This window comes from Arsenicitalea aurantiaca (assembly GCF_003994485.1).
Classification (GTDB): Bacteria; Pseudomonadota; Alphaproteobacteria; order Rhizobiales; family Devosiaceae; genus Arsenicitalea; species Arsenicitalea aurantiaca.
This window is the reverse complement of sequence record NZ_RZNJ01000002.1, coordinates 658,063-681,959: the sequence shown is the minus strand read 5'-3', so window position 1 is coordinate 681,959 and position 23,897 is coordinate 658,063. Positions and strand designations below refer to the sequence as shown.

At 64.1% G+C, this 23,897-nt stretch carries 37 protein-coding genes; 34 read left to right on the top strand and 3 right to left on the bottom strand.

Annotated elements, in window-relative coordinates:
- The first annotated feature begins 12 nt into the window (after positions 1-12).
- The 29 genes from tuf to EMQ25_RS07570 all read left to right on the top strand — a co-directional run bounded on the left by tuf (position 13) and on the right by EMQ25_RS07570 (position 16,360).
- A complete protein-coding gene (gene tuf / locus EMQ25_RS07710; protein WP_127187960.1) occupies positions 13-1,203 on the top strand; it encodes an elongation factor Tu in 1,191 nt (396 codons plus the stop codon).
- A gap of 68 nt (positions 1,204-1,271) precedes the next feature.
- The gene (gene rpsJ / locus EMQ25_RS07705) at positions 1,272-1,580 is read left to right on the top strand and encodes a 30S ribosomal protein S10 (RefSeq protein ID WP_035038345.1); all 309 of its coding nucleotides are present in this window, start codon (positions 1,272-1,274) and stop codon (positions 1,578-1,580) included.
- Positions 1,581-1,601: 21 nt separating this feature from the next.
- On the top strand, positions 1,602-2,294 hold the full coding sequence (rplC, locus tag EMQ25_RS07700) for a 50S ribosomal protein L3 (protein ID WP_127187959.1): 693 nt from the start codon (positions 1,602-1,604) through the stop codon (positions 2,292-2,294).
- Entirely contained in the window at positions 2,294-2,914 is a 621-nt protein-coding gene (gene rplD, locus EMQ25_RS07695) for a 50S ribosomal protein L4 (RefSeq protein ID WP_127187958.1), read from the top strand. Before rplC ends, rplD begins: the two co-directional genes overlap by 1 nt.
- Positions 2,911-3,204 carry a 50S ribosomal protein L23 gene (locus EMQ25_RS07690; RefSeq protein ID WP_127187957.1) on the top strand — a complete coding sequence of 98 codons (294 nt, stop codon included), beginning with the start codon at positions 2,911-2,913 and terminating at the stop codon, positions 3,202-3,204. The genes rplD and EMQ25_RS07690 overlap by 4 nt, the downstream gene beginning before the upstream one ends.
- A 12-nt stretch (positions 3,205-3,216) precedes the next feature.
- Entirely contained in the window at positions 3,217-4,056 is an 840-nt protein-coding gene (rplB, locus tag EMQ25_RS07685) for a 50S ribosomal protein L2 (protein ID WP_127187956.1), read from the top strand.
- A gap of 3 nt (positions 4,057-4,059) precedes the next feature.
- Complete coding sequence (rpsS, locus tag EMQ25_RS07680; RefSeq protein ID WP_127187955.1) at positions 4,060-4,338, top strand: 30S ribosomal protein S19; 279 nt, start codon at positions 4,060-4,062, stop codon at positions 4,336-4,338.
- 1 nt (position 4,339) lies between these two features.
- Positions 4,340-4,720, top strand: coding sequence for a 50S ribosomal protein L22 (gene rplV, locus EMQ25_RS07675; protein WP_127187954.1), 381 nt, complete (start codon positions 4,340-4,342; stop codon positions 4,718-4,720).
- Positions 4,720-5,427, top strand: coding sequence for a 30S ribosomal protein S3 (rpsC, locus tag EMQ25_RS07670; protein WP_127187953.1), 708 nt, complete (start codon positions 4,720-4,722; stop codon positions 5,425-5,427). Before rplV ends, rpsC begins: the two co-directional genes overlap by 1 nt.
- Before the next feature lie 15 nt (positions 5,428-5,442).
- Entirely contained in the window at positions 5,443-5,856 is a 414-nt protein-coding gene (gene rplP / locus EMQ25_RS07665) for a 50S ribosomal protein L16 (RefSeq protein WP_127187952.1), read from the top strand.
- Between the two features lie 5 nt (positions 5,857-5,861).
- Complete coding sequence (rpmC, locus tag EMQ25_RS07660) at positions 5,862-6,062, top strand: 50S ribosomal protein L29 (protein ID WP_127187951.1); 201 nt, start codon at positions 5,862-5,864, stop codon at positions 6,060-6,062.
- A 12-nt stretch (positions 6,063-6,074) separates the two neighbouring features.
- Positions 6,075-6,308, top strand: coding sequence for a 30S ribosomal protein S17 (gene rpsQ / locus EMQ25_RS07655; RefSeq protein WP_127187950.1), 234 nt, complete (start codon positions 6,075-6,077; stop codon positions 6,306-6,308).
- A gap of 63 nt (positions 6,309-6,371) precedes the next feature.
- A complete protein-coding gene (gene rplN, locus EMQ25_RS07650; RefSeq protein ID WP_127187949.1) occupies positions 6,372-6,740 on the top strand; it encodes a 50S ribosomal protein L14 in 369 nt (122 codons plus the stop codon).
- The gene (gene rplX / locus EMQ25_RS07645; RefSeq protein ID WP_127187948.1) at positions 6,740-7,051 is read left to right on the top strand and encodes a 50S ribosomal protein L24; all 312 of its coding nucleotides are present in this window, start codon (positions 6,740-6,742) and stop codon (positions 7,049-7,051) included. Before rplN ends, rplX begins: the two co-directional genes overlap by 1 nt.
- The gene (gene rplE / locus EMQ25_RS07640; RefSeq protein WP_127187947.1) at positions 7,044-7,598 is read left to right on the top strand and encodes a 50S ribosomal protein L5; all 555 of its coding nucleotides are present in this window, start codon (positions 7,044-7,046) and stop codon (positions 7,596-7,598) included. Before rplX ends, rplE begins: the two co-directional genes overlap by 8 nt.
- Positions 7,599-7,622: 24 nt before the next feature.
- Positions 7,623-7,928, top strand: coding sequence for a 30S ribosomal protein S14 (gene rpsN, locus EMQ25_RS07635; RefSeq protein ID WP_127187946.1), 306 nt, complete (start codon positions 7,623-7,625; stop codon positions 7,926-7,928).
- A 13-nt stretch (positions 7,929-7,941) separates the two neighbouring features.
- Positions 7,942-8,340: a 30S ribosomal protein S8 gene (gene rpsH, locus EMQ25_RS07630; RefSeq protein ID WP_127187945.1), complete on the top strand. Its 399-nt coding sequence runs from the start codon at positions 7,942-7,944 to the stop codon at positions 8,338-8,340.
- Between the two features lie 61 nt (positions 8,341-8,401).
- Positions 8,402-8,935 (top strand): 50S ribosomal protein L6, encoded by a 534-nt coding sequence (rplF, locus tag EMQ25_RS07625; protein ID WP_127187944.1) that lies wholly within the window; start codon positions 8,402-8,404, stop codon positions 8,933-8,935.
- A gap of 11 nt (positions 8,936-8,946) precedes the next feature.
- Positions 8,947-9,309, top strand: coding sequence for a 50S ribosomal protein L18 (rplR, locus tag EMQ25_RS07620; protein WP_127187943.1), 363 nt, complete (start codon positions 8,947-8,949; stop codon positions 9,307-9,309).
- Positions 9,310-9,330: 21 nt separating this feature from the next.
- Complete coding sequence (gene rpsE, locus EMQ25_RS07615) at positions 9,331-9,864, top strand: 30S ribosomal protein S5 (protein ID WP_127187942.1); 534 nt, start codon at positions 9,331-9,333, stop codon at positions 9,862-9,864.
- 23 nt (positions 9,865-9,887) lie between these two features.
- On the top strand, positions 9,888-10,082 hold the full coding sequence (gene rpmD, locus EMQ25_RS07610; protein WP_127187941.1) for a 50S ribosomal protein L30: 195 nt from the start codon (positions 9,888-9,890) through the stop codon (positions 10,080-10,082).
- Positions 10,083-10,091: 9 nt separating this feature from the next.
- Positions 10,092-10,580, top strand: coding sequence for a 50S ribosomal protein L15 (gene rplO, locus EMQ25_RS07605; RefSeq protein WP_127187940.1), 489 nt, complete (start codon positions 10,092-10,094; stop codon positions 10,578-10,580).
- A 68-nt stretch (positions 10,581-10,648) separates the two neighbouring features.
- Positions 10,649-11,983 carry a preprotein translocase subunit SecY gene (gene secY, locus EMQ25_RS07600; RefSeq protein WP_127187939.1) on the top strand — a complete coding sequence of 445 codons (1,335 nt, stop codon included), beginning with the start codon at positions 10,649-10,651 and terminating at the stop codon, positions 11,981-11,983.
- Positions 11,980-12,552 (top strand): adenylate kinase, encoded by a 573-nt coding sequence (locus tag EMQ25_RS07595; RefSeq protein WP_127187938.1) that lies wholly within the window; start codon positions 11,980-11,982, stop codon positions 12,550-12,552. Before secY ends, EMQ25_RS07595 begins: the two co-directional genes overlap by 4 nt.
- Positions 12,553-12,773: 221 nt before the next feature.
- Positions 12,774-13,142, top strand: a complete 369-nt coding sequence (gene rpsM / locus EMQ25_RS07590; RefSeq protein WP_127187937.1) for a 30S ribosomal protein S13 — start codon at positions 12,774-12,776, stop codon at positions 13,140-13,142.
- 77 nt (positions 13,143-13,219) lie between these two features.
- The gene (gene rpsK, locus EMQ25_RS07585) at positions 13,220-13,612 is read left to right on the top strand and encodes a 30S ribosomal protein S11 (protein WP_127187936.1); all 393 of its coding nucleotides are present in this window, start codon (positions 13,220-13,222) and stop codon (positions 13,610-13,612) included.
- A gap of 88 nt (positions 13,613-13,700) precedes the next feature.
- Positions 13,701-14,720: a DNA-directed RNA polymerase subunit alpha gene (locus tag EMQ25_RS07580; RefSeq protein ID WP_127187935.1), complete on the top strand. Its 1,020-nt coding sequence runs from the start codon at positions 13,701-13,703 to the stop codon at positions 14,718-14,720.
- A 34-nt stretch (positions 14,721-14,754) separates the two neighbouring features.
- The gene (rplQ, locus tag EMQ25_RS07575; protein WP_127187934.1) at positions 14,755-15,189 is read left to right on the top strand and encodes a 50S ribosomal protein L17; all 435 of its coding nucleotides are present in this window, start codon (positions 14,755-14,757) and stop codon (positions 15,187-15,189) included.
- A gap of 112 nt (positions 15,190-15,301) precedes the next feature.
- Complete coding sequence (locus EMQ25_RS07570; RefSeq protein ID WP_158625998.1) at positions 15,302-16,360, top strand: NAD-dependent epimerase/dehydratase family protein; 1,059 nt, start codon at positions 15,302-15,304, stop codon at positions 16,358-16,360.
- A 33-nt stretch (positions 16,361-16,393) separates the two neighbouring features.
- On the opposite strand, the gene EMQ25_RS07565 is transcribed toward EMQ25_RS07570, so the two are convergent.
- Positions 16,394-17,572: a type III PLP-dependent enzyme domain-containing protein gene (locus tag EMQ25_RS07565; protein WP_158625997.1), complete on the bottom strand. Its 1,179-nt coding sequence runs from the start codon at positions 17,570-17,572 to the stop codon at positions 16,394-16,396.
- A gap of 188 nt (positions 17,573-17,760) precedes the next feature.
- Between EMQ25_RS07565 and EMQ25_RS07560 the strand changes: the two genes are divergently transcribed.
- From EMQ25_RS07560 to EMQ25_RS07540, 5 genes are all read left to right on the top strand, one after another.
- Entirely contained in the window at positions 17,761-19,239 is a 1,479-nt protein-coding gene (locus EMQ25_RS07560; RefSeq protein WP_127187931.1) for a Do family serine endopeptidase, read from the top strand.
- Positions 19,239-20,573: a replication-associated recombination protein A gene (locus tag EMQ25_RS07555; protein ID WP_127187930.1), complete on the top strand. Its 1,335-nt coding sequence runs from the start codon at positions 19,239-19,241 to the stop codon at positions 20,571-20,573. The genes EMQ25_RS07560 and EMQ25_RS07555 overlap by 1 nt, the downstream gene beginning before the upstream one ends.
- A gap of 77 nt (positions 20,574-20,650) precedes the next feature.
- Positions 20,651-21,640 (top strand): RluA family pseudouridine synthase, encoded by a 990-nt coding sequence (locus EMQ25_RS07550; RefSeq protein ID WP_127187929.1) that lies wholly within the window; start codon positions 20,651-20,653, stop codon positions 21,638-21,640.
- Positions 21,637-22,299 carry an HAD-IA family hydrolase gene (locus EMQ25_RS07545; protein ID WP_127187928.1) on the top strand — a complete coding sequence of 221 codons (663 nt, stop codon included), beginning with the start codon at positions 21,637-21,639 and terminating at the stop codon, positions 22,297-22,299. The genes EMQ25_RS07550 and EMQ25_RS07545 overlap by 4 nt, the downstream gene beginning before the upstream one ends.
- 1 nt (position 22,300) lies before the next feature.
- On the top strand, positions 22,301-23,080 hold the full coding sequence (locus EMQ25_RS07540) for an ATP12 family chaperone protein (protein ID WP_127187927.1): 780 nt from the start codon (positions 22,301-22,303) through the stop codon (positions 23,078-23,080).
- Here the strand turns inward: EMQ25_RS07540 and folK are convergent.
- Together folK and folB are read right to left on the bottom strand one after the other, a co-directional pair.
- Positions 23,077-23,514: a 2-amino-4-hydroxy-6-hydroxymethyldihydropteridine diphosphokinase gene (gene folK, locus EMQ25_RS07535; RefSeq protein WP_127187926.1), complete on the bottom strand. Its 438-nt coding sequence runs from the start codon at positions 23,512-23,514 to the stop codon at positions 23,077-23,079. The genes EMQ25_RS07540 and folK overlap by 4 nt on opposite strands.
- Positions 23,514-23,897: a dihydroneopterin aldolase gene (folB, locus tag EMQ25_RS07530; RefSeq protein WP_127187925.1), complete on the bottom strand. Its 384-nt coding sequence runs from the start codon at positions 23,895-23,897 to the stop codon at positions 23,514-23,516. The genes folK and folB overlap by 1 nt, the downstream gene beginning before the upstream one ends.

The following is a 23,897-nucleotide window of genomic DNA, read 5'->3' as shown; positions in this document are numbered from 1 at the left end:
CGGAGAGAAGCGATGGCTAAGGAAAAGTTTTCCCGCACTAAGCCGCACTGCAACATCGGGACCATCGGTCACGTCGACCACGGCAAGACGTCGCTGACGGCTGCCATCACCAAAGTCCTCGCCGAGACCGGCGGCGCGACCTTCAAGGCTTATGATCAGATCGACGCGGCCCCCGAAGAGAAGGCACGCGGCATCACGATCAACACCGCACACGTCGAGTACGAGACGGCCAACCGTCACTACGCTCACGTCGATTGCCCGGGCCACGCCGACTATGTGAAGAACATGATCACCGGTGCTGCCCAGATGGACGGCGCGATCCTGGTCGTGTCGGCTGCCGACGGCCCGATGCCGCAGACTCGTGAGCACATCCTGCTCGCCCGTCAGGTCGGTGTGCCGGCGCTTGTCGTCTTCCTCAACAAGTGCGACATGGTCGACGATCCGGAACTGCTCGAGCTCGTCGAGCTCGAAGTCCGCGAGCTTCTCTCGTCGTACGACTTCCCGGGCGACGACATTCCGATCATCAAGGGCTCGGCCCTCGTTGCACTCGAGAATGGCGATCCGAAGCTCGGCCACGACGCCGTGCTCGAGCTGATGCGCAATGTCGACGAGTACATCCCGCAGCCGGAGCGTCCGGTCGACCAGCCGTTCCTGATGCCGATCGAAGACGTGTTCTCGATCTCGGGCCGCGGCACCGTCGTGACCGGCCGTGTCGAGCGTGGCATCGTGAAGGTTGGCGAGGAAGTCGAGATCGTCGGCATCAAGGCCACCCAGAAGACCACGGTCACGGGTGTCGAGATGTTCCGCAAGCTGCTGGACAGCGGCCAGGCCGGTGACAACATCGGTGCGCTGATCCGCGGTATCGATCGCACCCAGGTCGAGCGCGGCCAGGTTCTCTGCAAGCCCGGTTCGGTTACCCCGCACACGGACTTCGTGGCAGAAGCCTACATCCTGACCAAGGAAGAGGGCGGCCGTCACACTCCGTTCTTCGGCAACTACCGTCCGCAGTTCTACTTCCGGACCACGGACGTGACCGGCGTGGTCACGCTCCCCGAAGGCACCGAGATGGTGATGCCAGGCGACAACGTGAACATGAACGTTCAGCTGATCGTTCCGATCGCGATGGAAGAGAAGCTCCGCTTCGCCATCCGTGAGGGCGGCCGTACGGTTGGCGCCGGCGTCGTCGCAAAGATCCTCAAGTAAGTTCGACAAATGAATGCGCGGCGCGCCGCCATAGCGCGCCGCGTTCCATTTTGCTCAGGAATGACAACATGAACGGTCAAAATATTCGCATACGGCTCAAGGCGTTTGACCACCGTGTTCTGGACACTTCCACGCGTGAGATCGTCAATACGGCGAAGCGTACGGGTGCCCAGGTGCGCGGGCCGATCCCGCTGCCGACGCGAATTGAGAAGTTTACCGTCAACCGTTCGCCGCACATCGACAAGAAGAGCCGCGAACAGTTCGAGATCAGGACCCACAAGCGTCTTCTGGACATCGTGGACCCGACCCCGCAAACGGTTGACGCACTGATGAAGCTCGATCTCGCCGCCGGCGTAGACGTTGAGATCAAGCTCTAGCAGAAGAGAAGGTTTGGACCGATGCGTTCTGGTTTGATCGCACAGAAGCTGGGCATGACCCGCATTTTCACCGAGGACGGCGCACACGTGCCCGTTACGGTGCTCGGGCTGCAGAACTGCCAGGTGGTGGGCCAGCGGACGGCAGAAAAGGACGGCTATACCGCGCTCCAGTTGGGCGCCGGTCTGGCCAAGGCTAACAATACGCCCAAGGCGCAGCGCGGCCAGTTCGCCGTCGCCAAGGTCGAGCCGAAGCGCCGTGTCAGCGAATTCCGCGTGGACCCCGACAACCTCATCGAGGTCGGCGCGACCATGCAGGCGGATCACTTCGTGGAAGGGCAGCTGGTCGACGTGACCGGCACCTCGATCGGTAAGGGTTTCGCCGGCGCCATGAAGCGCCACAATTTCGGCGGCCTGCGTGCCACGCACGGTGTGTCCGTGTCGCACCGCTCGCACGGCTCGACCGGTCAGCGCCAGGACCCCGGCAAGGTGTTCAAGGGCAAGAAGATGGCCGGCCACATGGGCGACCGTCGCGTGACCACGCAGAACGTGAAGGTCGTCAAGACCGATGTCGAGCGCGGGCTCATCATGGTGCAGGGCTCGGTGCCCGGCTCCAAGGGTGGCTGGATCATGATCCGCGACGCGGTCAAGAAGGCGGCCCCGAAGGATATCGCGCTGCCCGGCTCGTTCAAGGCAGCTGCGGGGGAGACTGAATAATGGAACTCCAGGTCACGACCCTCGACGGCCAGTCGGCCGGCTCGGTGACGCTCAAGGACGACGTGTTCGGCCTTGAAGTCCGCCAGGACATCCTGCACCGCATGGTGCGCTACCAGCAGCTCAAGGCGATGAGCGGCACCCATCAGGTCAAGCACCGTTCCGACGTTGCTCTGACCGGGCGCAAGTTCGTCAAGCAGAAGGGCTCGGGCGGCGCACGTCACGGCGATCGCAAGGCTCCGCAGTTCCGTGGTGGCGGCCGTGCATTCGGTCCCGAGACCCGCAGCCACGCCATCGACCTGCCCAAGAAGGTCCGCGCGCTCGCTCTCAAGCATGCGCTGTCGGCCAAGGCCAAGGCCGGTGAGCTGGTGATCGTGGACACGGTCTCGACCGCCGCGCCCAAGACTGCAGCGCTCCGCGGCCAGTTCGGCAAGCTCGAATGGGCAAACGCGCTCATCATCGACGGCGCCGAGCTCGACACCAATTTCGCGCTCGCCGCGCGCAACATTCCGCAGATCGACGTTCTGCCGGTTCAGGGGATCAATGTCGTCGACATCCTCCGCCGTCAGAAGCTCGTTCTGACCAAGGCGGCGCTCGAAGCGCTGGAGGCACGGTTCGCATGAGCAAGTACAGCCATTATGACGTGATCCGGAATCCCGTGATCACCGAGAAGTCGACCATGGCGTCCGAGAACAACCAGGTCGTCTTCGATGTCGCGATGAGCGCCACCAAGCCCGAGATCAAGGAAGCCGTCGAGGCGCTCTTCTCGGTCAAGGTCAAGGCGATCAACACCCTCGTCCGCAAGGGCAAGGTGAAGCGGTTCCGTGGCCGGATCGGCGTCCGTAACGACGTCAAGAAGGCAATCGTCACCCTCGCCGACGGCCAGTCGATCGACGTGGCAACCGGCCTGTAGGGAGAGAGCACAATGGGTCTCAAGCAATATAATCCGACCTCTCCCGGTCGCCGCCAGCTGATCACGACCGACCGGTCGGATCTTTGGAAGGGCGCCCCGGTCAAGACGCTGACCGAGGGGCTGACCTCCAAGGGCGGTCGTAACAATCGCGGTCGCATCACGGCTTTCCACCGTGGCGGCGGGCACAAGCGGACGTATCGTCTGGTCGACTTCAAGCGCGTCAAGTTCGACGTAGTCGGCACTGTCGAGCGTCTTGAATACGATCCCAACCGGACCGCATTCATCGCCCTCGTCAACTACGAGGACGGCGAGCAGGCCTACATCCTTGCGCCGCAGCGCCTCGCGGCCGGCGACAAGGTGATCTCGTCCATGGGTACCGTGGACGTGAAGCCGGGCAACGCCATGCCGCTCGAGCGGATGCCCGTCGGCACGCTCGTGCACAACGTCGAGATGAAGCCCCGCAAGGGTGGCCAGATCGCACGTTCGGCCGGCGCTTACGCCCAGTATGTGGGCCGTGACCAAGGCTGGGCGGTTCTCCGCCTCAACTCGGGCGAGCAGCGCCGCGTGCATGGCACGTGCCTTGCGACGGTCGGGGCCGTGTCCAACCAGGACCACTCGAACACTTCGCTCGGCAAGGCCGGTCGTTCCCGCTGGCTCGGGCGCAAGCCCGTCACCCGCGGTGTCGCGATGAACCCGATCGATCACCCGCATGGCGGTGGCGAGGGTCGCACCTCCGGTGGCCGTCACCCGGTCACGCCGTGGGGCAAGCCGACCAAGGGCAAGAAGACACGCAGCAACAAGGCCACGGACAAGTTCATCGTCCGCAGCCGCCACGTCAAGAAGGGCAGGTAAACCATGACCCGTTCTATTTGGAAGGGCCCGTTCGTCGACGGCTACCTGCTCAAGAAGGCTGAGAAGTCCCGCGAGTCCGGCCGTAACGAAGTGATCAAGATCTGGAGCCGCCGCTCGACGATCCTGCCGCAATTCGTGGGTCTCACCTTCGGTGTCCACAACGGCCAGAAGCACGTGCCGGTGAGCGTCAACGAAGACATGATCGGCCACAAGTTCGGCGAGTTCGCCCCGACCCGTACCTATTACGGGCATGCGGCCGACAAGAAGGCCAAGAGGAAGTAAGATGAGCAAGCCAAAAAGCCAGCGCGCGCTCAAGGACACTGAAGCCAAGGCGGTTCTGCGGATGCTCCGCACGAGCCCCCAGAAGCTGAACCTCGTGGCGCAGCTGATCCGCGGCAAGAAGGTCGAGAAGGCTCTGGCCGATCTCGAATTCTCCCGCAAGCGGATCGCCGGCCCCGTCCGGAAGACGCTCGAGAGCGCCATCGCCAATGCCGAGAACAATCATGGGCTCGACACCGATGCCCTCGTTGTTTCCGAGGCCTATGTCGGCAACTCGCTCGTCATGAAGCGTTTCATGGCCCGTGGCCGCGGCCGGTCCTCGCGGATCGAGAAGCCTTTTGCGCATCTGACGATCGTCGTGCGTCAAGTTGAGGAGACCGCATAATGGGTCAGAAGATCAATCCAATCGGGCTCCGCCTCGGCGTCAATCGCACCTGGGATTCCCGCTGGTTCGCCAACAAGGGCGAGTATGGCTCGCTCCTGCAGGAGGACCTGAAGATCCGCGAGCAGCTGCTCAAGGACCTGAAGCAGGCGGCGGTTTCCAAGATCGTCATCGAGCGTCCGCACCGCAAGTGCCGCGTGTCGATCCACACCGCCCGTCCGGGCATCGTGATCGGCAAGAAGGGCGCTGACATCGACAAGATCCGCGCCAAGGTGAAGAAGTTCACCGACAGCGAGGTCCACATCAACATCGTCGAGGTCCGCAAGCCCGAGACCGATGCGACACTGGTGGCCCAGGGCATCGCCCAGCAGCTCGAGCGCCGCGTGGCGTTCCGTCGTGCGATGAAGCGTGCCGTGCAGACCGCGATCCGCATGGGTGCCGGTGGCATCCGCGTTAACGTCGGCGGCCGTCTCGGCGGCGCGGACATCGCTCGGACCGAATGGTACCGCGAAGGTCGCGTTCCGCTGCACACGCTGCGTGCGGACATCGATTACGGCACCGCCGAAGCCGAGACCACTTACGGGATCATCGGCATCAAGGTCTGGATCTTCAAGGGCGAAGTGCTCGAGCACGATCCGTCGGCGCATGAGCGCCGTGCGACCGAGGGCGGCGAGGGCGGTGGCCATCGTCGTACCCAGGCTGCCGGCTAGGAAGGTTAGTTCACCATGCTGCAACCAAAACGTACAAAGTTCCGCAAGGCCCACAAGGGCCGCATCCATGGCGTTGCCAAGGGTGGCACGGACCTGAACTTCGGCCAGTTCGGCCTCAAGGCCCAGGAACCCGAGCGCGTCACTGCACGGCAGATCGAGGCGGCCCGCCGCGCGATCACCCGCGAGATGAAGCGCCAGGGCCGCGTCTGGATCCGTATCTTCCCGGACCTGCCGGTTTCCAAGAAGCCGACCGAAGTCCGCATGGGTAAGGGCAAGGGTTCGGTCGAGTACTGGACCGCGCGCGTCAAGCCGGGCCGCATCCTGTTCGAGATCGACGGTGTGCCCGAGGACGTCGCTAAGGAAGCACTGCGCCTGGGCGCGATGAAGCTTCCGATCACCACGCGGGTCATCACCCGCATTGCGGATTGAGGATCATGGCTACCAAGACTTCCGATGTGCGGGCCAAGACCCCCGACGAGCTGAAGGACCAGCTCCTCAGCCTCAAGAAGGAACAGTTCAACCTGCGCTTCCAGCGCGCCACCCAGCAGCTGGAATCTCCGGCACGGGTTCGTCAGGTCCGCCGCGAGATCGCGCGGATCAAGACGATCCTTGCCGAGAAGAGCGCTGCGAAGTAAGGAGCGACCCAGATGCCAAAGCGTATGTTGCTGGGGACCGTCGTCTCCGATGTGAATGAGAAGACGGTCGTGGTGCGCGTCGAGCGGCGCTTCACCCACCCCGTGATGAAGAAGACGGTTCGCCGTTCCAAGAAGTACCACGCCCATGACGAGGCCAACAGCGCCAAGGTCGGGGATACCGTGTGGATCGAGGAATGCGCGCCCATCTCCAAGAACAAGCGTTGGACGCTGGTCCAAAACGCATAAACCAGACTTAGTGCGGCAGGCCGGGCAGGGCGGGTCGCAGGATAACCAAGAAGGCATCCAGTCATGATTCAGATGCAGTCCAACCTCGACGTCGCCGACAATTCCGGCGCCCGTCGTGTCATGTGCATCAAGGTGCTGGGCGGCTCGCATCGCAAGTATGCGTCGGTGGGCGACATCATCGTGGTGTCGGTCAAGGACGCCATCCCGCGCGGCCGTGTCAAGAAGGGCCAGGTGATGAAGGCCGTCGTCGTGCGCACCGCCAACGACATCCGTCGTCCCGACGGCACCGTCATCCGGTTCGACCGGAACGCTGCGGTTCTGATCAACAACAACAAGGAGCCGATCGGCACCCGTATCTTCGGGCCGGTTCCGCGTGAGTTGCGGTCCAGGAACCACATGAAGATCATCTCGCTGGCGCCGGAGGTGCTGTAATGGCCGCCAAGATCAAGAAGGGCGACAAGGTCGTCGTGCTCGCAGGCAAGGACAAGGGCAAGACCGGCCAGGTCCTGCGCGTCATCCCGAGCGAAACGCGTGCTCTGGTGCAGGGGATCAACCTCGTGCGCCGTCACACCAAGCAGAGCGCGAGCCAGGATGCGGGCATCTACACCAAGGAAGCGCCGATCCACCTGTCCAACATCGCGCTGGCCGATGCCAATGGCAAGCCGAGCCGCGTCGGTTTCCAGATCAAAGACGGCGTGAAATCGCGCGTCGCCAAGACCACCGGAGATGTGATCGATGGCTGAGCTCTACATTCCGCGCCTTCGCACGCAGTATGACGATGCGATCCGCGCGAGCCTCGTGAAGGATTTCGGGTACAAGAACCCGATGGAAGTGCCCAAGCTCGACAAGATCGTGCTGAACATGGGCGTGGGCGAAGCCGTGGCCGACACCAAGAAGGTGAAGACCGCAGCTGCCGACCTCGAGCGCATCGCCGGCCAGAAGCCCGTGATCACGCATGCCCGCAAGTCGATCGCCGGCTTCAAGGTGCGTGAGCAGATGCCGCTCGGCGTGAAGGTGACGCTGCGCAAGACGCGCATGTACGAGTTTCTCGACCGGCTGGTGAACATCGCCCTGCCGCGCGTCCGCGACTTCCGCGGGCTCAACCCGAACTCGTTCGACGGCGCGGGCAACTATGCGATGGGGATCAAGGAACACATCATTTTCCCCGAGATCAACTATGACCAGGTCGACCAGATCTGGGGCATGGACATCGTGATCTGCACCACCGCGAAGTCGGACGACGAGGCGCGCGCGCTTCTGAAGGCTTTCAATTTCCCCTTCCGGCAGTAATCCGGAAGAGCGAGAGGAAGAGACATGGCAAAGACCAGCTCAATCGAAAAGAACAAGCGCCGCCGCAAGCTCGCCAAGCAGTATGCGCCCAAGCGCGCCGCACTCAAGGCGCTGACCAAGGATCAGTCGGCTTCGCTCGAAGAGCGCTTTGCCGCACAGCTCAAGCTCGCCGAGCTTCCGCGCAATTCGGCTCCCGTGCGGATCCGCAATCGCTGCGAAGTGTCGGGCCGTCCGCGCGGTTTCTACCGCAAGCTCCGCATGAGCCGCATTGCCCTGCGTGAGCTGGGCAATCTCGGGCAGGTGCCCGGCATGGTCAAGTCGAGCTGGTAGGAGAACAGAGAAGATGTCCTTTACCGATCCCATCGGAGACATGCTGACCCGCATCCGCAATGCGCAGATGCGTCGCCGCACTTCGGTCTCCACCCCTGCCTCGACGCTCCGTGGTCGTGTGCTCGACGTGCTGAAGTCGGAAGGCTTCATCCGCGGCTACACCGAGACGCGCAACGAGAACGGTTCGGGTGAGTTCGAGATCGAACTGAAGTATTCCGAGAACGTGCCGGTGATCCGCACGATCGAGCGCGTTTCGCGCCCGGGTCGTCGCGTTTACGCTTCGGCCAAGAACATTCCCTCTGTGGCCAATGGCCTCGGTGTTTCGGTGCTCTCGACCCCCAAGGGCGTGATGGCCGACCACGAGGCGCGCTCGCAGAACGTTGGTGGTGAGGTACTCTGCCGCGTGTTCTAAGGCGCGATCGCACGATCGCTCCGGGACATCGGCATGACGATGACTCAAAGGTAGATTAGATATGTCCCGTACTGGTAAGAAGCCGGTCGAACCGGTAAGCGGCGTGACCGTTTCGGTCGACGGCCGCACCGTGAAGGCCAAGGGCCCCAAGGGTGAACTGAGCGTCGCGCTCATGGATAACGTCAATGTCGAGCAGACCGAGCAGGGTCTCGTCGTCTCGCCGACCGACGACAGCGCAGAGGCCCGTGCGGCCTGGGGTACGACCCGCGCGCTGATCCAGAACATCGTCACCGGGGTGAGCACCGGCTTCGAAAAGAAGCTCCAGATCCAGGGCGTGGGTTACCGCGCCGCCATGCAGGGCAAGGATCTGAAGCTTTCGCTCGGTTTCAGCCACGAAGTGGTCTATGAGACCCCTGCGGGAATCACGCTTGCCACCACGACGCCGACCGAAATCACGGTGTCGGGTACCGACAAGCAGCTGGTCGGCCAGGTGGCCGCCAACATTCGCGACTACCGTCGCCCCGAGCCCTACAAGGGCAAAGGCGTTCGGTACCTGGGCGAGTTCGTCGCCCGCAAAGAAGGCAAGAAGAAGTAAGGAGCGCCGTCATGGCAACCAGCTTGAAGGGTACGGCACGCCGCAAGGCCCGCGTCAGGCGCGCTCTCAAGGCGCGTGCCTTTGGCCGCCCGCGTCTGAGCGTGTTCCGCTCGGACAAGAACATCTACGCGCAGATCATCGACGACAGCTCGGGCCGCACGCTCGCCGCCGCCTCGACCCTGGACAAGGACGTCCGCGACCAGGTCAAGAACGGCGCGACCGCAGAAGCGGCTGCCACGATCGGCAAGCTGATCGCGGAGCGCGGCACCAAGGCCGGTGTGGCCGAAGTCATCTTCGACCGTGGCGCCTACCTCTATCACGGCCGTGTAAAGGCCCTTGCAGACGCTGCCCGTGAGGGCGGTCTGCAGTTCTAACCACGGCGAGGAAGAAGAATTATGAGCAGAGACGTTCAAGAGCGCGACAGCGAATTCGTCGATCGCCTGGTCCACATCAACCGTGTGGCCAAGGTGGTGAAGGGCGGCCGTCGCTTCGGCTTCGCAGCACTCGTGGTTGTCGGCGACCAGAAGGGCCGCGTCGGCTTTGGTCACGGCAAGGCCCGTGAAGTGCCCGAAGCGATCCGCAAGGCGACCGAGCAGGCCAAGCGCCAGATGATCCGTGTGCCGCTGCGTGAGGCGCGTACGCTCCATCACGACGTGAACGGGCGTCACGGCGCCGGCAAGGTCGTGCTGCGCGCGGCTCCGGCCGGTACTGGCATCATCGCCGGCGGGCCGATGCGCGCCGTGTTCGAGACGCTTGGCATCAACGACATCGTTGCCAAGTCGACCGGCACAGCGAACCCCTACAACATGGTGCGCGCCACCTTTGATGCGCTCGCACGCGTCGACAGCCCCCGTTCGGTGGCGTCGCGTCGCGGCCTCAAGGTCTCGGAGCTGCAGGCTCGTCGCGGCGAAGCCGCCGTCGAAGCCTGATCGAGCGGACCAGGAGAAGATCAATGGCTGACAAGACCGTTACCGTCGAGCAGATCGGCAGCCCGATCCGCCGCGAGAAGAGCCAGCGCGCGACCCTGATCGGGCTCGGGCTGAACAAGATGCGCAAGCAGTCGACGCTGAAGGACACGCCCGAAGTTCGCGGCATGATCCGCAAGCTTCCGCACCTGGTGCGCGTCGTCGGCGAGAAGCAGGAATAGGGTAGTCAAATGACGCGTTTGAACGATTTGCGGGACAATCCCGGCGCCAACAAGACCCGTGTCCGCATCGGCCGCGGCATCGGTTCGGGCGTGGGCAAGACCGGCGGACGCGGCGGTAAGGGCCAGACGGCCCGTTCCGGCGTCGCGATCAACGGCTTCGAGGGCGGCCAGATGCCGCTCCACATGCGCATGCCGAAGCGCGGCTTCAACGTGCCCAACGTCAAGACGTACAACCAGGTGCGGCTCGACCGCATCCAGCAGTACATCGATGCGGGCAAGCTGGACGTCTCGGGTGTCGTGGACGGGGCTGCACTGGTCAAGGCCGGTGTCATCCGTCGCGAGCGTGATGGCGTGCGCCTGATCAATGGCAGCGGTGAATTCACCGCCAAGAACGTGACCTTCAATGTGGTGCACGCTTCGAAAGGTGCCGTAGCAGCCATTGAAGCTGCCGGCGGCAAGGTCGATATGCCTGAGGCAAAGTCGACGGCTGAAGAGTAGGCCCAACTGGCCGCGATCGCTTCGGTACGCCGAAGCGATCGTCGATGGGTCTTTCCCAAGGAGCGAATATGGCGTCCGCAGCCGAGCAACTGGCCAGGAACCTCAATTTCGGGACCTTCGCCAAGGCCAAGGCCCTACAGCAGCGTATCCTGTTCACCCTGGGTGTGCTGCTCGTCTACCGCCTCGGGACGTTCATTCCCGTACCCGGCATCGATCCAGACGCCTACCGCGCCACTTTCGAGCAGGCGCAGCAGGGCATCGTGGGCATGTTCAACATGTTCGCGGGCGGTGCCGTCGAGCGCATGGCGATTTTCGCGCTCAACCTCATTCCCTACATCACCGCTTCCATCGTCATTCAGGTCGTATCCTCGGCGTCTCCGCGCCTCGAGGCCCTGAAGAAGGAAGGCGAGGCGGGCCGCCGCAAGCTCAACCAGTATACGCGCTATCTTGCCGTCGTGTTCTGCGCCGTGCAGGCCTATGGCATTGCCGTCGGGCTTGAGGCGAGCCAGGGCGTCGTCATCAATCCGGGCTGGTTCTTCCGCATCTCGACGGTCATCACGCTCGTAGGCGGCACGATGTTCCTGATGTGGCTTGGCGAGCAGGTGACTGCGCGCGGCGTCGGCAACGGCATCTCGCTCATCATTTTCGCCGGCATCGTCGCGAACCTTCCTCCGACGATCGTCCAGACGCTCGAGCTCAGCCGTACCGGCGCGCTGCCGACGCTTGCCGTCGTCGGGCTGCTGATCCTCGCGATCGTCGTCATCGCCGTCATCGTCTTCTTCGAGCGTGCCCAGCGCCGGCTGCTGATCCAGTATCCAAAGCGCCAGGTCGGCAACAAGATGTTCCAGGGCGATACCTCGCACCTGCCGCTGAAGCTCAACACCGCAGGCGTGATCCCGGTGATCTTCGGGTCCTCGCTCCTGCTGCTTCCGGCGACGCTGGTCGGGTTCGGGGCGTCGGGCGATGCGCCGCAGTGGCTGCAGGTGACCTCGGCGCTGCTCGGTCGCGGACAGCCGCTCTATCTCGGACTCTTCGCCGCGCTGATCATCTTCTTCTCGTTCTTTTACACCTCGATCGTCTTCAACCCGACCGACACCGCCGATAATCTGAAGCGCTCCGGCGGCTTCATTCCGGGCATTCGTCCCGGCGAGCGGACCGCCCAGCACATCGATTACGTGCTGACGCGCATCACTGTGGTCGGTGCGGCCTATCTGACGGTCGTGGCGCTGATACCCGAAGTGCTGCTCAGCCAGCTGACGGTCAGCCAATTCATCGGCGGTACTTCGCTGCTGATCATGGTGACGGTGACCCTCGATACGGTCAGCCAGATCCAGAGCCACCTCATCGCTCAACAATATGAGGGGCTGGTCAAGAAATCGCGACTCGGAGGAAAGCGCCGATGAGACTGATTCTCCTGGGCCCCCCGGGGGCGGGCAAGGGGACGCAGGCCAATAAACTGGTCGAGACCTTCTCCATTCCACACCTGTCCACCGGCGACATCCTGCGCGCCGCAATTGCGGCCAAGACCCCGATGGGGCTCGAAGCGAAGTCGATCATGGATGCTGGGGGCCTCGTCTCGGACGATGTGGTGAACGGCATCGTGTCCGAGCGGCTCGATGCCGAGGACTGCCGCAGGGGCTTCGTGCTCGACGGCTTCCCGCGCACCATCGTGCAGGCGGACGCCCTCGGGCAGATGCTTGAGGAAAAGGACATGGCGCTCGATGCCGTCGTCCAGATCACTGCGGAGCCGGACGAACTGGTCAAGCGGATCGCGAACCGCGCTCGCGAGAGCGGCGTGGCGCGGGGGGACGACAATGAAGACGTGCTGCGCAAGCGGCTCGACGTCTACAACCAGCAGACTGCTCCGCTCGTGGACTATTATCGCGAGCGCGGTCTGTTGCGGACGGTCGACGGCATGAAGCCGGTCGGCGAAGTCACCGCCGACATCTCTGCGGCGATCGGGCAAAAGTAACAGCGTCAGCCCAAACAGGATGAAGACGGGGAGGGGCGTTGCTCCACCCCGGGGGATTTGGCGGGGGCAGTTGACTCCGGATCGCCGACCCCTTAAGAACCGCGCCAGTCTCATGGATTATTGGGCTGGATTCGGTTCCCCGATTGAGTGGGGGTCGGAGTCCGGTCCCTTATTGTTGTTGAACGGCGCGCCAAGGCGGTGCCGATTGAAGGAGAGCGGACGTGGCCCGTATTGCTGGCGTCAATATCCCGACGAACAAGCGCGTAGTCATCGCGCTTCAGTACATTCACGGGATCGGCGACAAGTTTGCCGTCGATATCTGCGAGAAGGTGGGGATCCCCGCCGAGCGTCGTGTCAATGAACTGACCGACGCCGAAGTCATCCAGATCCGTGAGACGATCGACCGCGACTACGTCGTGGAAGGCGATCTTCGTCGCAATGTCGCGATGAACATCAAGCGTCTTATGGATCTCGGCAATTATCGTGGGCTGCGCCATCGTCGCGGCCTGCCGGTTCGTGGCCAGCGCACGCATACCAATGCGCGCACCCGCAAGGGTCCGGCCAAGCCGATCGCCGGCAAGAAGAAATAAGGATCCTCGCGGATCCTCGGTGGAGCTGCCGGGGCATAGAGGCTGCCGGCAGCGACGATATCGACAAAGGGAAGTAAATGGCAAAGACTGATACGGCACGCGTTCGTCGTCGCGAGCGCAAGAACATCACCAATGGCGTTGCTCATGTGAACGCCTCCTTCAACAACACCATGGTGACCATCACCGACGTTCAGGGGAACACGATTTCCTGGTCGTCTTCGGGCGTGATGGGTTTCAAGGGCTCGCGCAAGTCGACCCCTTATGCGGCGCAGGTCGCTGCCGAAGATGCGGCCAAGAAGGCCCAGGAACACGGCATGAAGACCCTCGAGGTCGAGGTGCGCGGCCCCGGTTCGGGTCGTGAGTCTGCGCTGCGTGCGCTGCAGGCGGCCGGGTTCAACGTCACCAGCATCCGCGATGTCACCTCGATCCCCCATAACGGGTGCCGGCCGCGCAAGCGTCGTCGCGTCTGATCAGGACGGGCTCCCCACGCCGAGTGGGGAGCGACATTGTGTTTGCGGCTGAGCGGCCGACGGGCCGCGAAATTGAAAGGACGTTACCGTGACCATCCAGAGGAACTGGCAGGAACTTATCAAGCCGACCAAGCTGGACATCGTTTCGGGCAGCGACAACGCACGCCTCGCCTCGGTCGTCGCCGAGCCGCTTGAGCGTGGCTATGGTCTCACGCTTGGCAATGCGCTGCGCCGCGTATTGCTCTCTTCGCTCCAGGGCGCTGCCGTCACTGCGGTGCAGATCGAGGGCGTTCTGCACGAATTCTCGTCGGTCCCCGGCGTTCGCGAGGACATTACCGACCTCGTTCTGAACGTCAAGGAGATCGCGGTCAAAATGCAGGCCGAGGGCCCGAAGCGCCTGACGCTGTCCAAGCAGGGTCCTGGTGCGGTTACCGCGGGCGACATTCGCGTGACCGGCGACATCGAGATCCTCAACCCCGATCTCGTCATCTGCCATCTCGACGACGGGGCCGAGATCAACATCGAGTTCACCGTCAACACGGGCAAGGGCTATGTTCCGGCTGACCGGAACCGTCCCGACGATGCGCCGATCGGCTACATCCCGGTCGATGCGCTGTTCTCGCCGGTGCGGCGCGTGTCTTACAAGGTCGACCCGACCCGCGAGGGCCAGGTGCTGGACTACGACAAGCTCACGCTGCAGATCGAGACCAATGGCGCAATCTCGCCGGATGACGCGGTGGCTTTCGCCGCGCGCATCCTGCAGGATCAGCTGACGGTGTTCGTGAACTTCGAGGAGCCCAGCAAGGAGAAGGCGCAGGACGCCGTTCCCGAGCTGGCCTTCAACCCGGCGCTGCTCAAGAAGGTGGACGAACTCGAGCTCTCCGTGCGCTCGGCGAACTGCCTCAAGAACGACAACATCGTCTATATCGGCGACCTCATCCAGAAGACCGAAGCCGAGATGCTTCGCACTCCCAATTTCGGGCGCAAGTCGCTCAACGAGATCAAGGAAGTGCTCGCCCAGATGGGGCTGCATCTGGGTATGGATGTCGCCAATTGGCCGCCCGAAAACATTGACGACCTCGCCAAGCGCTACGAAGATCATTATTGATCGCGCGCGGTATTGAGTTTCAGGAGACAGAACAATGCGCCACGGTAACGCGAACCGTAAGCTCAACCGGACTTCGGCCCATCGCAAGGCCATGTTCGCCAACATGTCCGCCGCGCTGATCAAGCACGAGCAGATCGTCACCACCCTGCCCAAGGCCAAGGAGCTTCGTCCGATCGTGGAGAAGCTCATCACGCTGGGCAAGCGCGGTGATCTCCATGCGCGCCGTCAGGCCATCGCCCAGATGCGCGACGAGACGCAGGTCAAGAAGCTCTTCGACGTGCTCGGCCCGCGCTATCAGGACCGTCAGGGCGGCTATATCCGCATCCTGAAGGCCGGCTTCCGCTATGGCGACAATGCACCGGTCGCAGTGATCGAGTTCGTCGATCGCGACGTCAATGCCAAGGGTCTCGACAGCGGCCCGACCCAGGACCAGGCGAACCGCGACGAAGACGAGTCCGTCGCAGCCTGATTGAGGGCTTTCGAACTTCGAGGGCGGTGCCGACGCAGGTCGGCGCCGCCCTTTTCGTTTGGGCTCCGAAATGCTTGACTGGGTGGGTCAGCCGGGTGGAGGAGCGTGGGCTATGGATGGCAAAGGCTTGGTGCTGGTCACCGGCGCAACCGGGTTCGTCGGCAAGTGGACCGTGATTTCCCTGCTGAGGGCAGGGTATGCCGTTCGTGGCTCGGTGCGCGATGCCGGCAAGGCGGAGATGGTCCGCGCGGCGGTCCGGCAGGAGGTTGGCGCAGAAGCAGTCGACCGGCTCGATTTCGTGGTGCTCGACCTTCTCGATGACGCCGGTTGGGCAGAAGCCATGTCCGGCGTCTCGTCCGTCATGCACGTGGCAACGGTCATCAGGGGCGATGAGCCGAAGGATCCCCAGATCGTCGTGCGACCCGCGATGGAGGGTACGGCGCGGGTCATGCGTTTTGCTCATGAGGCGGGCGTCAACCGCGTGATCATCACCTCTTCGATCGCGACGGTCGGCTATGGGCACGGTCAGGTATCGGGTCGCCGAACCTATACCGAGGAGGATTTCACCAATCTTGCAGGGATGCGCTGGACCTGGGCCTATTGCATCGGCAAGACGCGGGCCGAGCAGGCTGCCTGGGCCTTTGCGCGAGAGCACGGCATGGCGCTGACGACGATCCATCCGGGGATGATCCTCGGACCCGCGCTCGATGCAGATGCGTCGATCTCGCTAGGCGCCGTGACGGGCCTGCTCGATGGGACGACGCCGGCCATGCCCAATATCGGGTTCTCGGTGAGCGATGTGCGGGACGTCGCCGATCTTCACGTCGCGGCTCTCGAAAGGCCCGAGGCGGCCGGGGAGCGATACCTCGCCACCGGGCGCTATCTGTGGTTTCGCGAGATTGCGGACATCCTGCGCGCCGCTTACCCAGATCGAACGATCACCCAGAAGATCGTGCCGGACTGGATCATGCGGGCGCTCGCCTATATGGGCGGTCCGGTGCGCCAGATCATCAACGACATCGGCAATGAGAAGCACTTCGACGGGGCGAAGGGCGAAGCGCTGCTGGGGCGCCCGTTCAGGAGTGCAGAGGACGCGGTGCTGGGGGCCGCCGAAAGCGCGATCCGGCTCGGGCTGCTGAAGGCGCCGCAGGGCAAGAAAGCGGCAGCATAGGGAGGCGGCAACGCCGCCCCCCGAAGGTCGTGGTTACTCCGGCCGCTGGTCGCGGCCGGTGTAGATGTCGTCGACCCAGTACTGCTCGCGCCGATCGAAGCCGTTGAACGGGGTGAGGGACGCCTGGGTATAGGCGCCCATCAGGCCGAACTCGATCCAATCGTCCTCGTCGATGTCCGCGGGAAGCTCGAACGTCTGGGGCAGGACGTCATAGCTGTCGCAGGTCGGGCCGAAGATGGTGAAGCCACTGGACTGGCCGTCATTGTCGTGGAGCCGCGCACCGCGCCAGACGCGGACGGGCGGGGTAAAGTCCATGAACTTCACTTCCATCAACGCACCATACGCCCCGTCGTTGAGATAGACCGAGAGACCGCCGCGCTGATGCTTGACGCGCAGGAGCAGCGAGGTCGAGGGCGTGACGAGCGCGCGGCCCGGCTCGATGATGAGTTCAGGAGCGGATCCGGCGAAGTTGTCTTCGACCGCCTGTCGGATAGTGTCGAAATAGACATCCATCGGGGGCGCCGAGCTCGTCGGGTAGGGAGCGGGGAAACCGCCGCCGATATTGAGGCGCTTGAGCTCGATGCCCGCTTCGGTGGCGATACGCGCTGCCGCCGCGATGTGGCGCTCGTAGGCGTAGGAATCCTCGCACTGCGAGCCAACGTGGAAGCAGAGGCTGGGCGAATAGCCCATCTGTTCCACCATGGCCGCGATCTCGACTGCGCCGGCTTCGAGAACGCCGAACTTGGTGCCGAAATCATAGGATTTCAGCGCCTTGCCGGCTTTGAAGCGCGTGGTGACCTCGACATCGCGGCTCGGCGAGATGATCGCGGCGAGCTGATCGAGCTGCGCGATATGGTCGATGGTGAAGGAGCGGACGCCGAACTCTTCATAAGCCCGCTCGATCTCGCGGCGGCTCTTGATCGGGTTGTTGTAGTGCATGGCTGCGCCGGGCGCATGCTTCTGGATGAGCGCCATCTCGCTGTTCGAGGCGACGTCGAACGCCTTCATCCCCTCGCGGTGCAGCACCTCGATGATGTGTGGGGAGGGGTTGGCCTTGACCGCATAGGTCAGGAGGCCGTCAAAGCCCTTCTTGAAGACCTTGCGCGCCTTGATCAGCTCGCGCTCGGAAAACAGGAAGCTGGGATAATCCGGAGCCTCGGCCGCGATCAGCGCCAGGGTGCTGGGATAGGTGGTGGCCGGCTCGGACGTCATTGGGGACCTGCCCTTCAAAAGGAGTGGAGTTGGCTGCATATAGGAAGCATTGCCCCTCTGGGCAATGCACAATCCGCGGCGTATCCAAGCGGCTTCCCGCGACACCTTAATGGCGACAGATTCGCGGCGGAAACGACAATTGGCCGGGGCGGCCCCGCGGTGCTGCCCCAAGCAACCGGAGCCTTGCCATGTCCATCCGACTTCCCGTCCTGATCGCCGGTGGCGTACTGGTCGTCGTGCTCGGCGGTATCGCGGCAATATCGGCGCAGCAGGACGCCGCTCCACCTCCCGCGCCGCAGGCCCAGGTGTCGGTGCCGGCCCCTGTAGAGCGCGTGGTGCCGCGGTCGGAAGGGGAGATGCAGCTGAGCTTTGCCCCTGTCGTCCGGATGGTGGCGCCCGCGGTGGTGAACGTTTATGCGACCCGCATCCAGCAGCGGGCCCGCTCGCCGTTTGAGAATGATCCCTTCTTTCAGCGCTTCTTCGGCGGGCGGTCACCATTTTCCGAGAGCCGCCCCCGCGAGTCGCGGTCGCTCGGTTCCGGCGTCATCGTCGACCCGAGCGGGCTCATCCTCACCAACAGCCATGTGGTGAGCGGCGCGACCGATATCCGGATCGCGCTGTCGGACCGGCGGGAGCTTCACGTCGACCTCGTGCTCGATGATCCCCAGACCGATCTTGCGGTGTTGCAGGTGCGAGAGCTGGGCGATGAGCAGCTGCCCGCGCTCGACTTCGCCAATTCCGATGCGCTCGAAGTGGGCGACCTCGTTCTCGCCATCGGCAATCCCTTCGGGGTGGGGCAGACGGTGACGAGCGGAATCGTCTCGGCACTCGCTCGCACGGGCGTCGAAGCCAGCGACTATGAATTCTTCATCCAGACCGATGCGGCCATCAATCCGGGGAATTCGGGCGGCGCGCTCGTCGATCTCGAGGGGCGCGTCGTGGGGATCAACACTGCCATCTATTCCTCCAGCGGCGGATCGGTCGGCATCGGCTTTGCCATACCCTCATCAATGGCGCAGGTGGTCGCCGATGCGGCGATGGCCGGCGGCGGCATAGTGCGCCCGTGGCTCGGTGCGATGACGCAGGCAGTCAACGCCGACATCGCGAACAGCATCGGGATGGGCGCCGCCTATGGGGCGATCGTGACTGCGGTGGCGCCGGAAGGACCGGCCGAGCGCGCGGGGCTCCGGGCCGGGGACGTCGTCCTGTCGATCGACGGCATCAGCATCGACGATCCGAGTGCGCTCAACTTTCGGCTCGCGACCAAGCCACTGGGATCGACCGCGGAGATCGGGATTTTGCGCAACGGCACGACGATCGCCGCGAATCTGTCGGTCGAGGCGCCACCGGCACCCGATGAGGACGAGATCGCCGAGATCGATGGCAATACCCGCTTTGCTGGCGTTCGGGCGCAGGCGCTGGGCCCGGCGCTCGCCCAGCAGAAGGGGCTACCCTATGACGCGCGCGGCATGCTGGTGCTGGATGTCGTGGCGGGCTCGCCTGCGGCGGCGCTCGGTCTGCGGCCGGACGACGTGATCGTCGCGCTCAACGCGGTGGAAACCGCAGATGCCGAAACCTTCCGCATGCTGGCCTCGCAGCGCCCCGATCGCTGGCAGATCGTGCTGCGCCGCAATGGCCGGCTCGTGCGCTCGACGGTGTCCGGCTGATGGCCGACCTATTTTCCAGCGATGCACCTGCCGATCCCGAGGACGCGGCCGATGATGCGGGCCGGCCCCTGGCCGACCGGCTGCGGCCCGAAGCGCTCGATGATGTCATCGGGCAGACCCATCTGCTTGGGCCCGATGGCACGCTGCGCAGGATGATCGCGGCGGGGCGGCTCGGTTCGCTCATCCTCTGGGGACCGCCGGGAACGGGCAAGACGACCGTGGCGCGGCTTCTGGCCAGCCAGATCGGCTACAGCTTCGAGCAGATCTCGGCGGTCTTTTCGGGCGTCGCCGATCTCAAGAAGGTTTTCGAGAAGGCGCGCTTCACCCGGCAGTCCGGCAAGCGGACGCTGCTGTTCGTGGATGAGATCCACCGGTTCAACCGGGCGCAGCAGGACGGGTTCCTCCCGGTGATGGAGGACGGCACGGTCGTGCTGGTGGGGGCCACCACCGAGAACCCTTCTTTCGAGCTCAACGCCGCGCTTCTCTCGCGCGCACAGGTCCTGCGTTTCCAGCCGCTTTCACGCGATGATCTCCAGGCGCTTGCCGGGCGCGCCGAGGCCATGCTCGGCCGTCCCCTGCCACTCGCTGCGGAGGCGCGGGAAGCGCTTTACGGGCTCGCCGATGGCGATGGGCGCGCAATGCTCGGGCTGATCGAAGAGGTGATGGCGGCAGCACGCCCCGACGAAGTGCTGGATCCGGCGGGCCTCCTGACCGTGGTGCAGCGGCGGGCACCGATCTACGACAAGGCGCAGGATGGGCACTACAATCTGATTTCGGCGCTCCACAAGACGATCCGGGGATCGGACCCCGATGCTGCGCTCTACTATTTTGCGCGCATGATCGACGCGGGCGAGGATCCGCTCTACCTGGCGCGTCGCCTCATCCGGATGGCGGTCGAGGATATCGGGCTTGCCGATCCTGCGGCGCTGCCGCAGGCCGTCGCCGCGCGGGATGCCTACCAGATGCTGGGGTCCCCCGAGGGTGAACTGGCGCTGGCGCAGGCCGTGGTCTATCTCGCCTCCGCGCCGAAATCGAACGCGGTCTACACGGCCTTCAAGGCCGCGATGGCGGTTGCCAAGAAGACGGGCTCGCCCACACCCCCAATGGTGATCCTCAACGCGCCCACGAAACTGATGAAGTCCGAGGGCTATGGCGAGGGCTATGTTTACGACCACGATACGCCCGAGGGGTTCTCGGGGCAGCAATATTTTCCCGAAGCGATCGGTCGGCAGGATTTCTACGCGCCGGTGGAGCGCGGGTTCGAGCGGGAAATCAAGAAACGGCTCGACTATTTTTCTCGTCTGCGGTCAAAGAAGGCCGAAGATCAGGGCTGAGGGCCCGCGGAGTTGACGATGGTGCGAGCGAACCGAGAATTTTGTGTGCGCGGGACAAGGCCCCGGGGAGGGGCTCGATGAGCGGGGTGCGCCAGCAGGTCGTCGCGCGGGACGAGGACGGCATGCGGCTCGACCGCTGGTTCGCGACGCACTTTCCCGACATCGGCTTCGGGCGCCTGCAGAAACTGATCCGCACCGGTCAGGTGCGCGTCGACAGCGGCCGGGTGAAGACCAATACCCGCCTGGAATCGGGTCAGGTGGTGCGCGTTCCACCGCGCGAGGACGTGCCCGAGCGCCCCGATGCGCCCAAGCCCATGCCGGCGGACGCATCCTTCCTGCGCTCGATCATTCTTTACGAAGACGACGACCTCTACGTCTTCAACAAGCCCCATGGCCTTGCTTCGCAGGGCGGATCGGGAACGACGCGGCACATGGACGGTCTGCTCAAGAGCCTGCCCAACAAGAAGGGCGAAACGCCTCGGCTGGTGCATCGGCTCGACCGTGACACGTCGGGCTGCCTCGTCGTTGCAAAGACGCGGCAGGCGGCCAGCCATTTCGGAGAGGTGTTTCGCTCCCGATCGGCGCGCAAGATCTACTGGGCGGTGGTCGCAGGCAATCCGCAACCCAAGCAGGGCCGGATCTCGTGCTTCCTTGCCAAGCAGCCGACGCGCGATGGCGAACAGATGGTGGTCGTCGAGAACGGCGCTCCCGATGCGGTGCATTCGATGAGCTATTATTCGGTGACCGACATAGCGAGCCGGCGGTTCGCCTGGGTGACGCTGAAGCCTGTGACCGGGCGGACCCACCAGTTGCGCGTCCACATGGCGCAACTGGGAACGCCGATCATCGGCGATCCACGCTATTTCAACATCGAGAACTGGGAACCTGCAGAGGGGCTGGGAGAGGGGCTGCACTTGCACGCGCGGCGGATCAGCCTGCCCCTCCGTTCGGGTGGCCGGCTCGACGTCTCCGCTCCGCTGCCACCCCATATCGCGCAGACTTTCGAAGCACTCGGCTTCGACGCGGAACGCTACGACGCTCAGGACGAGGACCCCGAAGAGGCATGAAGCTGATCGTATTCGACGTCGATGGCACGCTGATCGACACGCACACGCTGATTGCCGAGCACATGGCCTCGGCGTTCACGGGCGCCGGGCTGGTGGCGCCGACACCGTCGGAAGTCCGCCGGATCATCGGCCTTTCCCTCCCGGTCGCGATTGCCGAACTCGCCCGCTCTGAAGACCAGGTGCTGGTTGCGGCCCTGGTCGAGGCCTACAAGGGTCATTACCGCGCGGCAGTGGCGATCGCGAATGACCGCGAGCCGCTCTTTCCGGGCACGCGAGAAGCGTTGGACCGGCTTCGGCTGCTCGAGGAGACCCTGCTCGGCGTCGCCACGGGCAAGGCGCTGGCCGGGCTCGAGCGCATCCTCGCTCTGCACGGGCTCCGGGACCATTTCGTGACTTTGCAAACCCCCGACCACAACCCCTCGAAGCCGCATCCCGGCATGCTCCTTCGTGCGATGGCCGAAACCGGCGTGGCCCCCGAGGACACGGTGATGATTGGGGATACGGTTTTTGACATGCAGCTCGCAAAATCGGCCGGAGCCAAGGCGATTGGAGTTGGCTGGGGGTATCACGAGCGTCATGAACTCGAGCAGGCGGGAGCCGATGTCCTGATCGAGAGTTTCGAGGACCTCGACGCAGCGCTGCTGCAACTGGAGGGTTGAGATGGGCAATCTGCTCGACGACGCGGGCACGCCACGTGACGATGGATATTCCCGCGCCCAGAAGCACGTGACCCCCGAGCTGCCGAAGCGATTCTACAAGGCAAGCGGCGTGGGCGTCGTCGAGGGCGGGTTCGTCGTGACGCTGGATGGCAAGGCGACGCGCACTCCCGGCAAGGTGCCGGTGATCGTGCCCGCGGCCGGCATTGCAACGCTGATGGCCGAGGAGTGGGGCGCTCAGGGGGAGCGCATCGACCCCAGGACCATGCCGGTGGTCCGGCTCGTCAACTCGGCAATGGAGAGCGGGGAAGCCATGATCCCGGCTTTCCGCGACGAGATCATCCGCTATGCCGGCAATGACCTGCTGCTCTATCGCGCCGACAGCCCGCGAGAACTGGTGGCAGACCAGGAAGCGATCTGGGACGCGGCGCTGGTCAAGCTCGCCCGGCACTTCTCGATCAGCTTCCAGCCGACGATCGGCATCGTCCATCAGCCGCAACCGGCTGCGACGCTGACCCATTTGCGCGAGGCCATCGAAGGCGAGGGGCTGCTCGTGCTCACGGCCCTCGTTTCGATCACCGGGCTGACCGGGTCGGGGCTGCTCGCCATCGGCCTCTGGCACAGGCTCTTCACGGCCGACCACGTCTGGCAGGCGGCCCATGTGGACGAGGACTACCAGGCGCGTCTCTGGGGCGAGGTGGAAGAAGCGACCGCAAAGCGGGCGGAGCGCCGCCGCGAGTTCGATGCGGCAATTGCCGTGCTCGACATGCTGCGGGCCGACTAGGCGGTCGCTCTGCCGACGATCCAGTCGGCCATGTCCGGCGCGATCTCGCGGAGGGGTCCGAGCACGAAATCGCGTTCGTGGGCATAGGGATGGGGCAGGGTGAGCGTCGGGCTTTTCAACTCAATACGCTCATAGGCGATGACGTCGATGTCGATGAGGCGCGGACCCCAGTGCATGGTCCGGACGCGGCCCATCTCTTGCTCGATGCCGAGGCAGAGGGCGAGGAGCCCTTCAGGCGTCGATTCGGTTTCTACCTCCAACACCATGTTCCTGAATGGATTCTGGTCCGTCACGCCCCATGGCGCGCTCTCGATGATGCTTGAGCGTTTGACAATCTGCAGCCCTGGCGAACCGGCAAGAAGGAGGACTGCCTGCTCGAGTTGCGCAGTGGGTTCGCCGAGATTGGCGCCGAGCCCGAGCCAGGCCCGAGCCATCAGCGCGTGGACCGATGGCGGTGGAGTTCGATGGCCGCTTCGCCCATGACCATGGCGATCGGCGCTTCGGGCTTGCGGACGCGAACGATGATCCATTCGATCGCGCGAAAGCGGGTGAATACCGCGTCAGCGATGTTTTCGCCCACCGCCTCGATCAGCTTGCAGCGCTTTTCGAAGGCCCGCTGTACCACCTCGTAGATCTCGGCATAGGAAATCGTCTCGCCGACGAGGTCTGTCCGTCCGGGGGCGGAGAGATCGACCCCGCAGGTGAGATCGATGAAGAAACGCTGGCCGAGCCGATTCTCTTCGCTCATCAGCCCGTGATAGCCGTAAAAGCCCAGGTCGCGCAGAATGATGCGGTCGCCCGAATAGGTCTCGGTCAT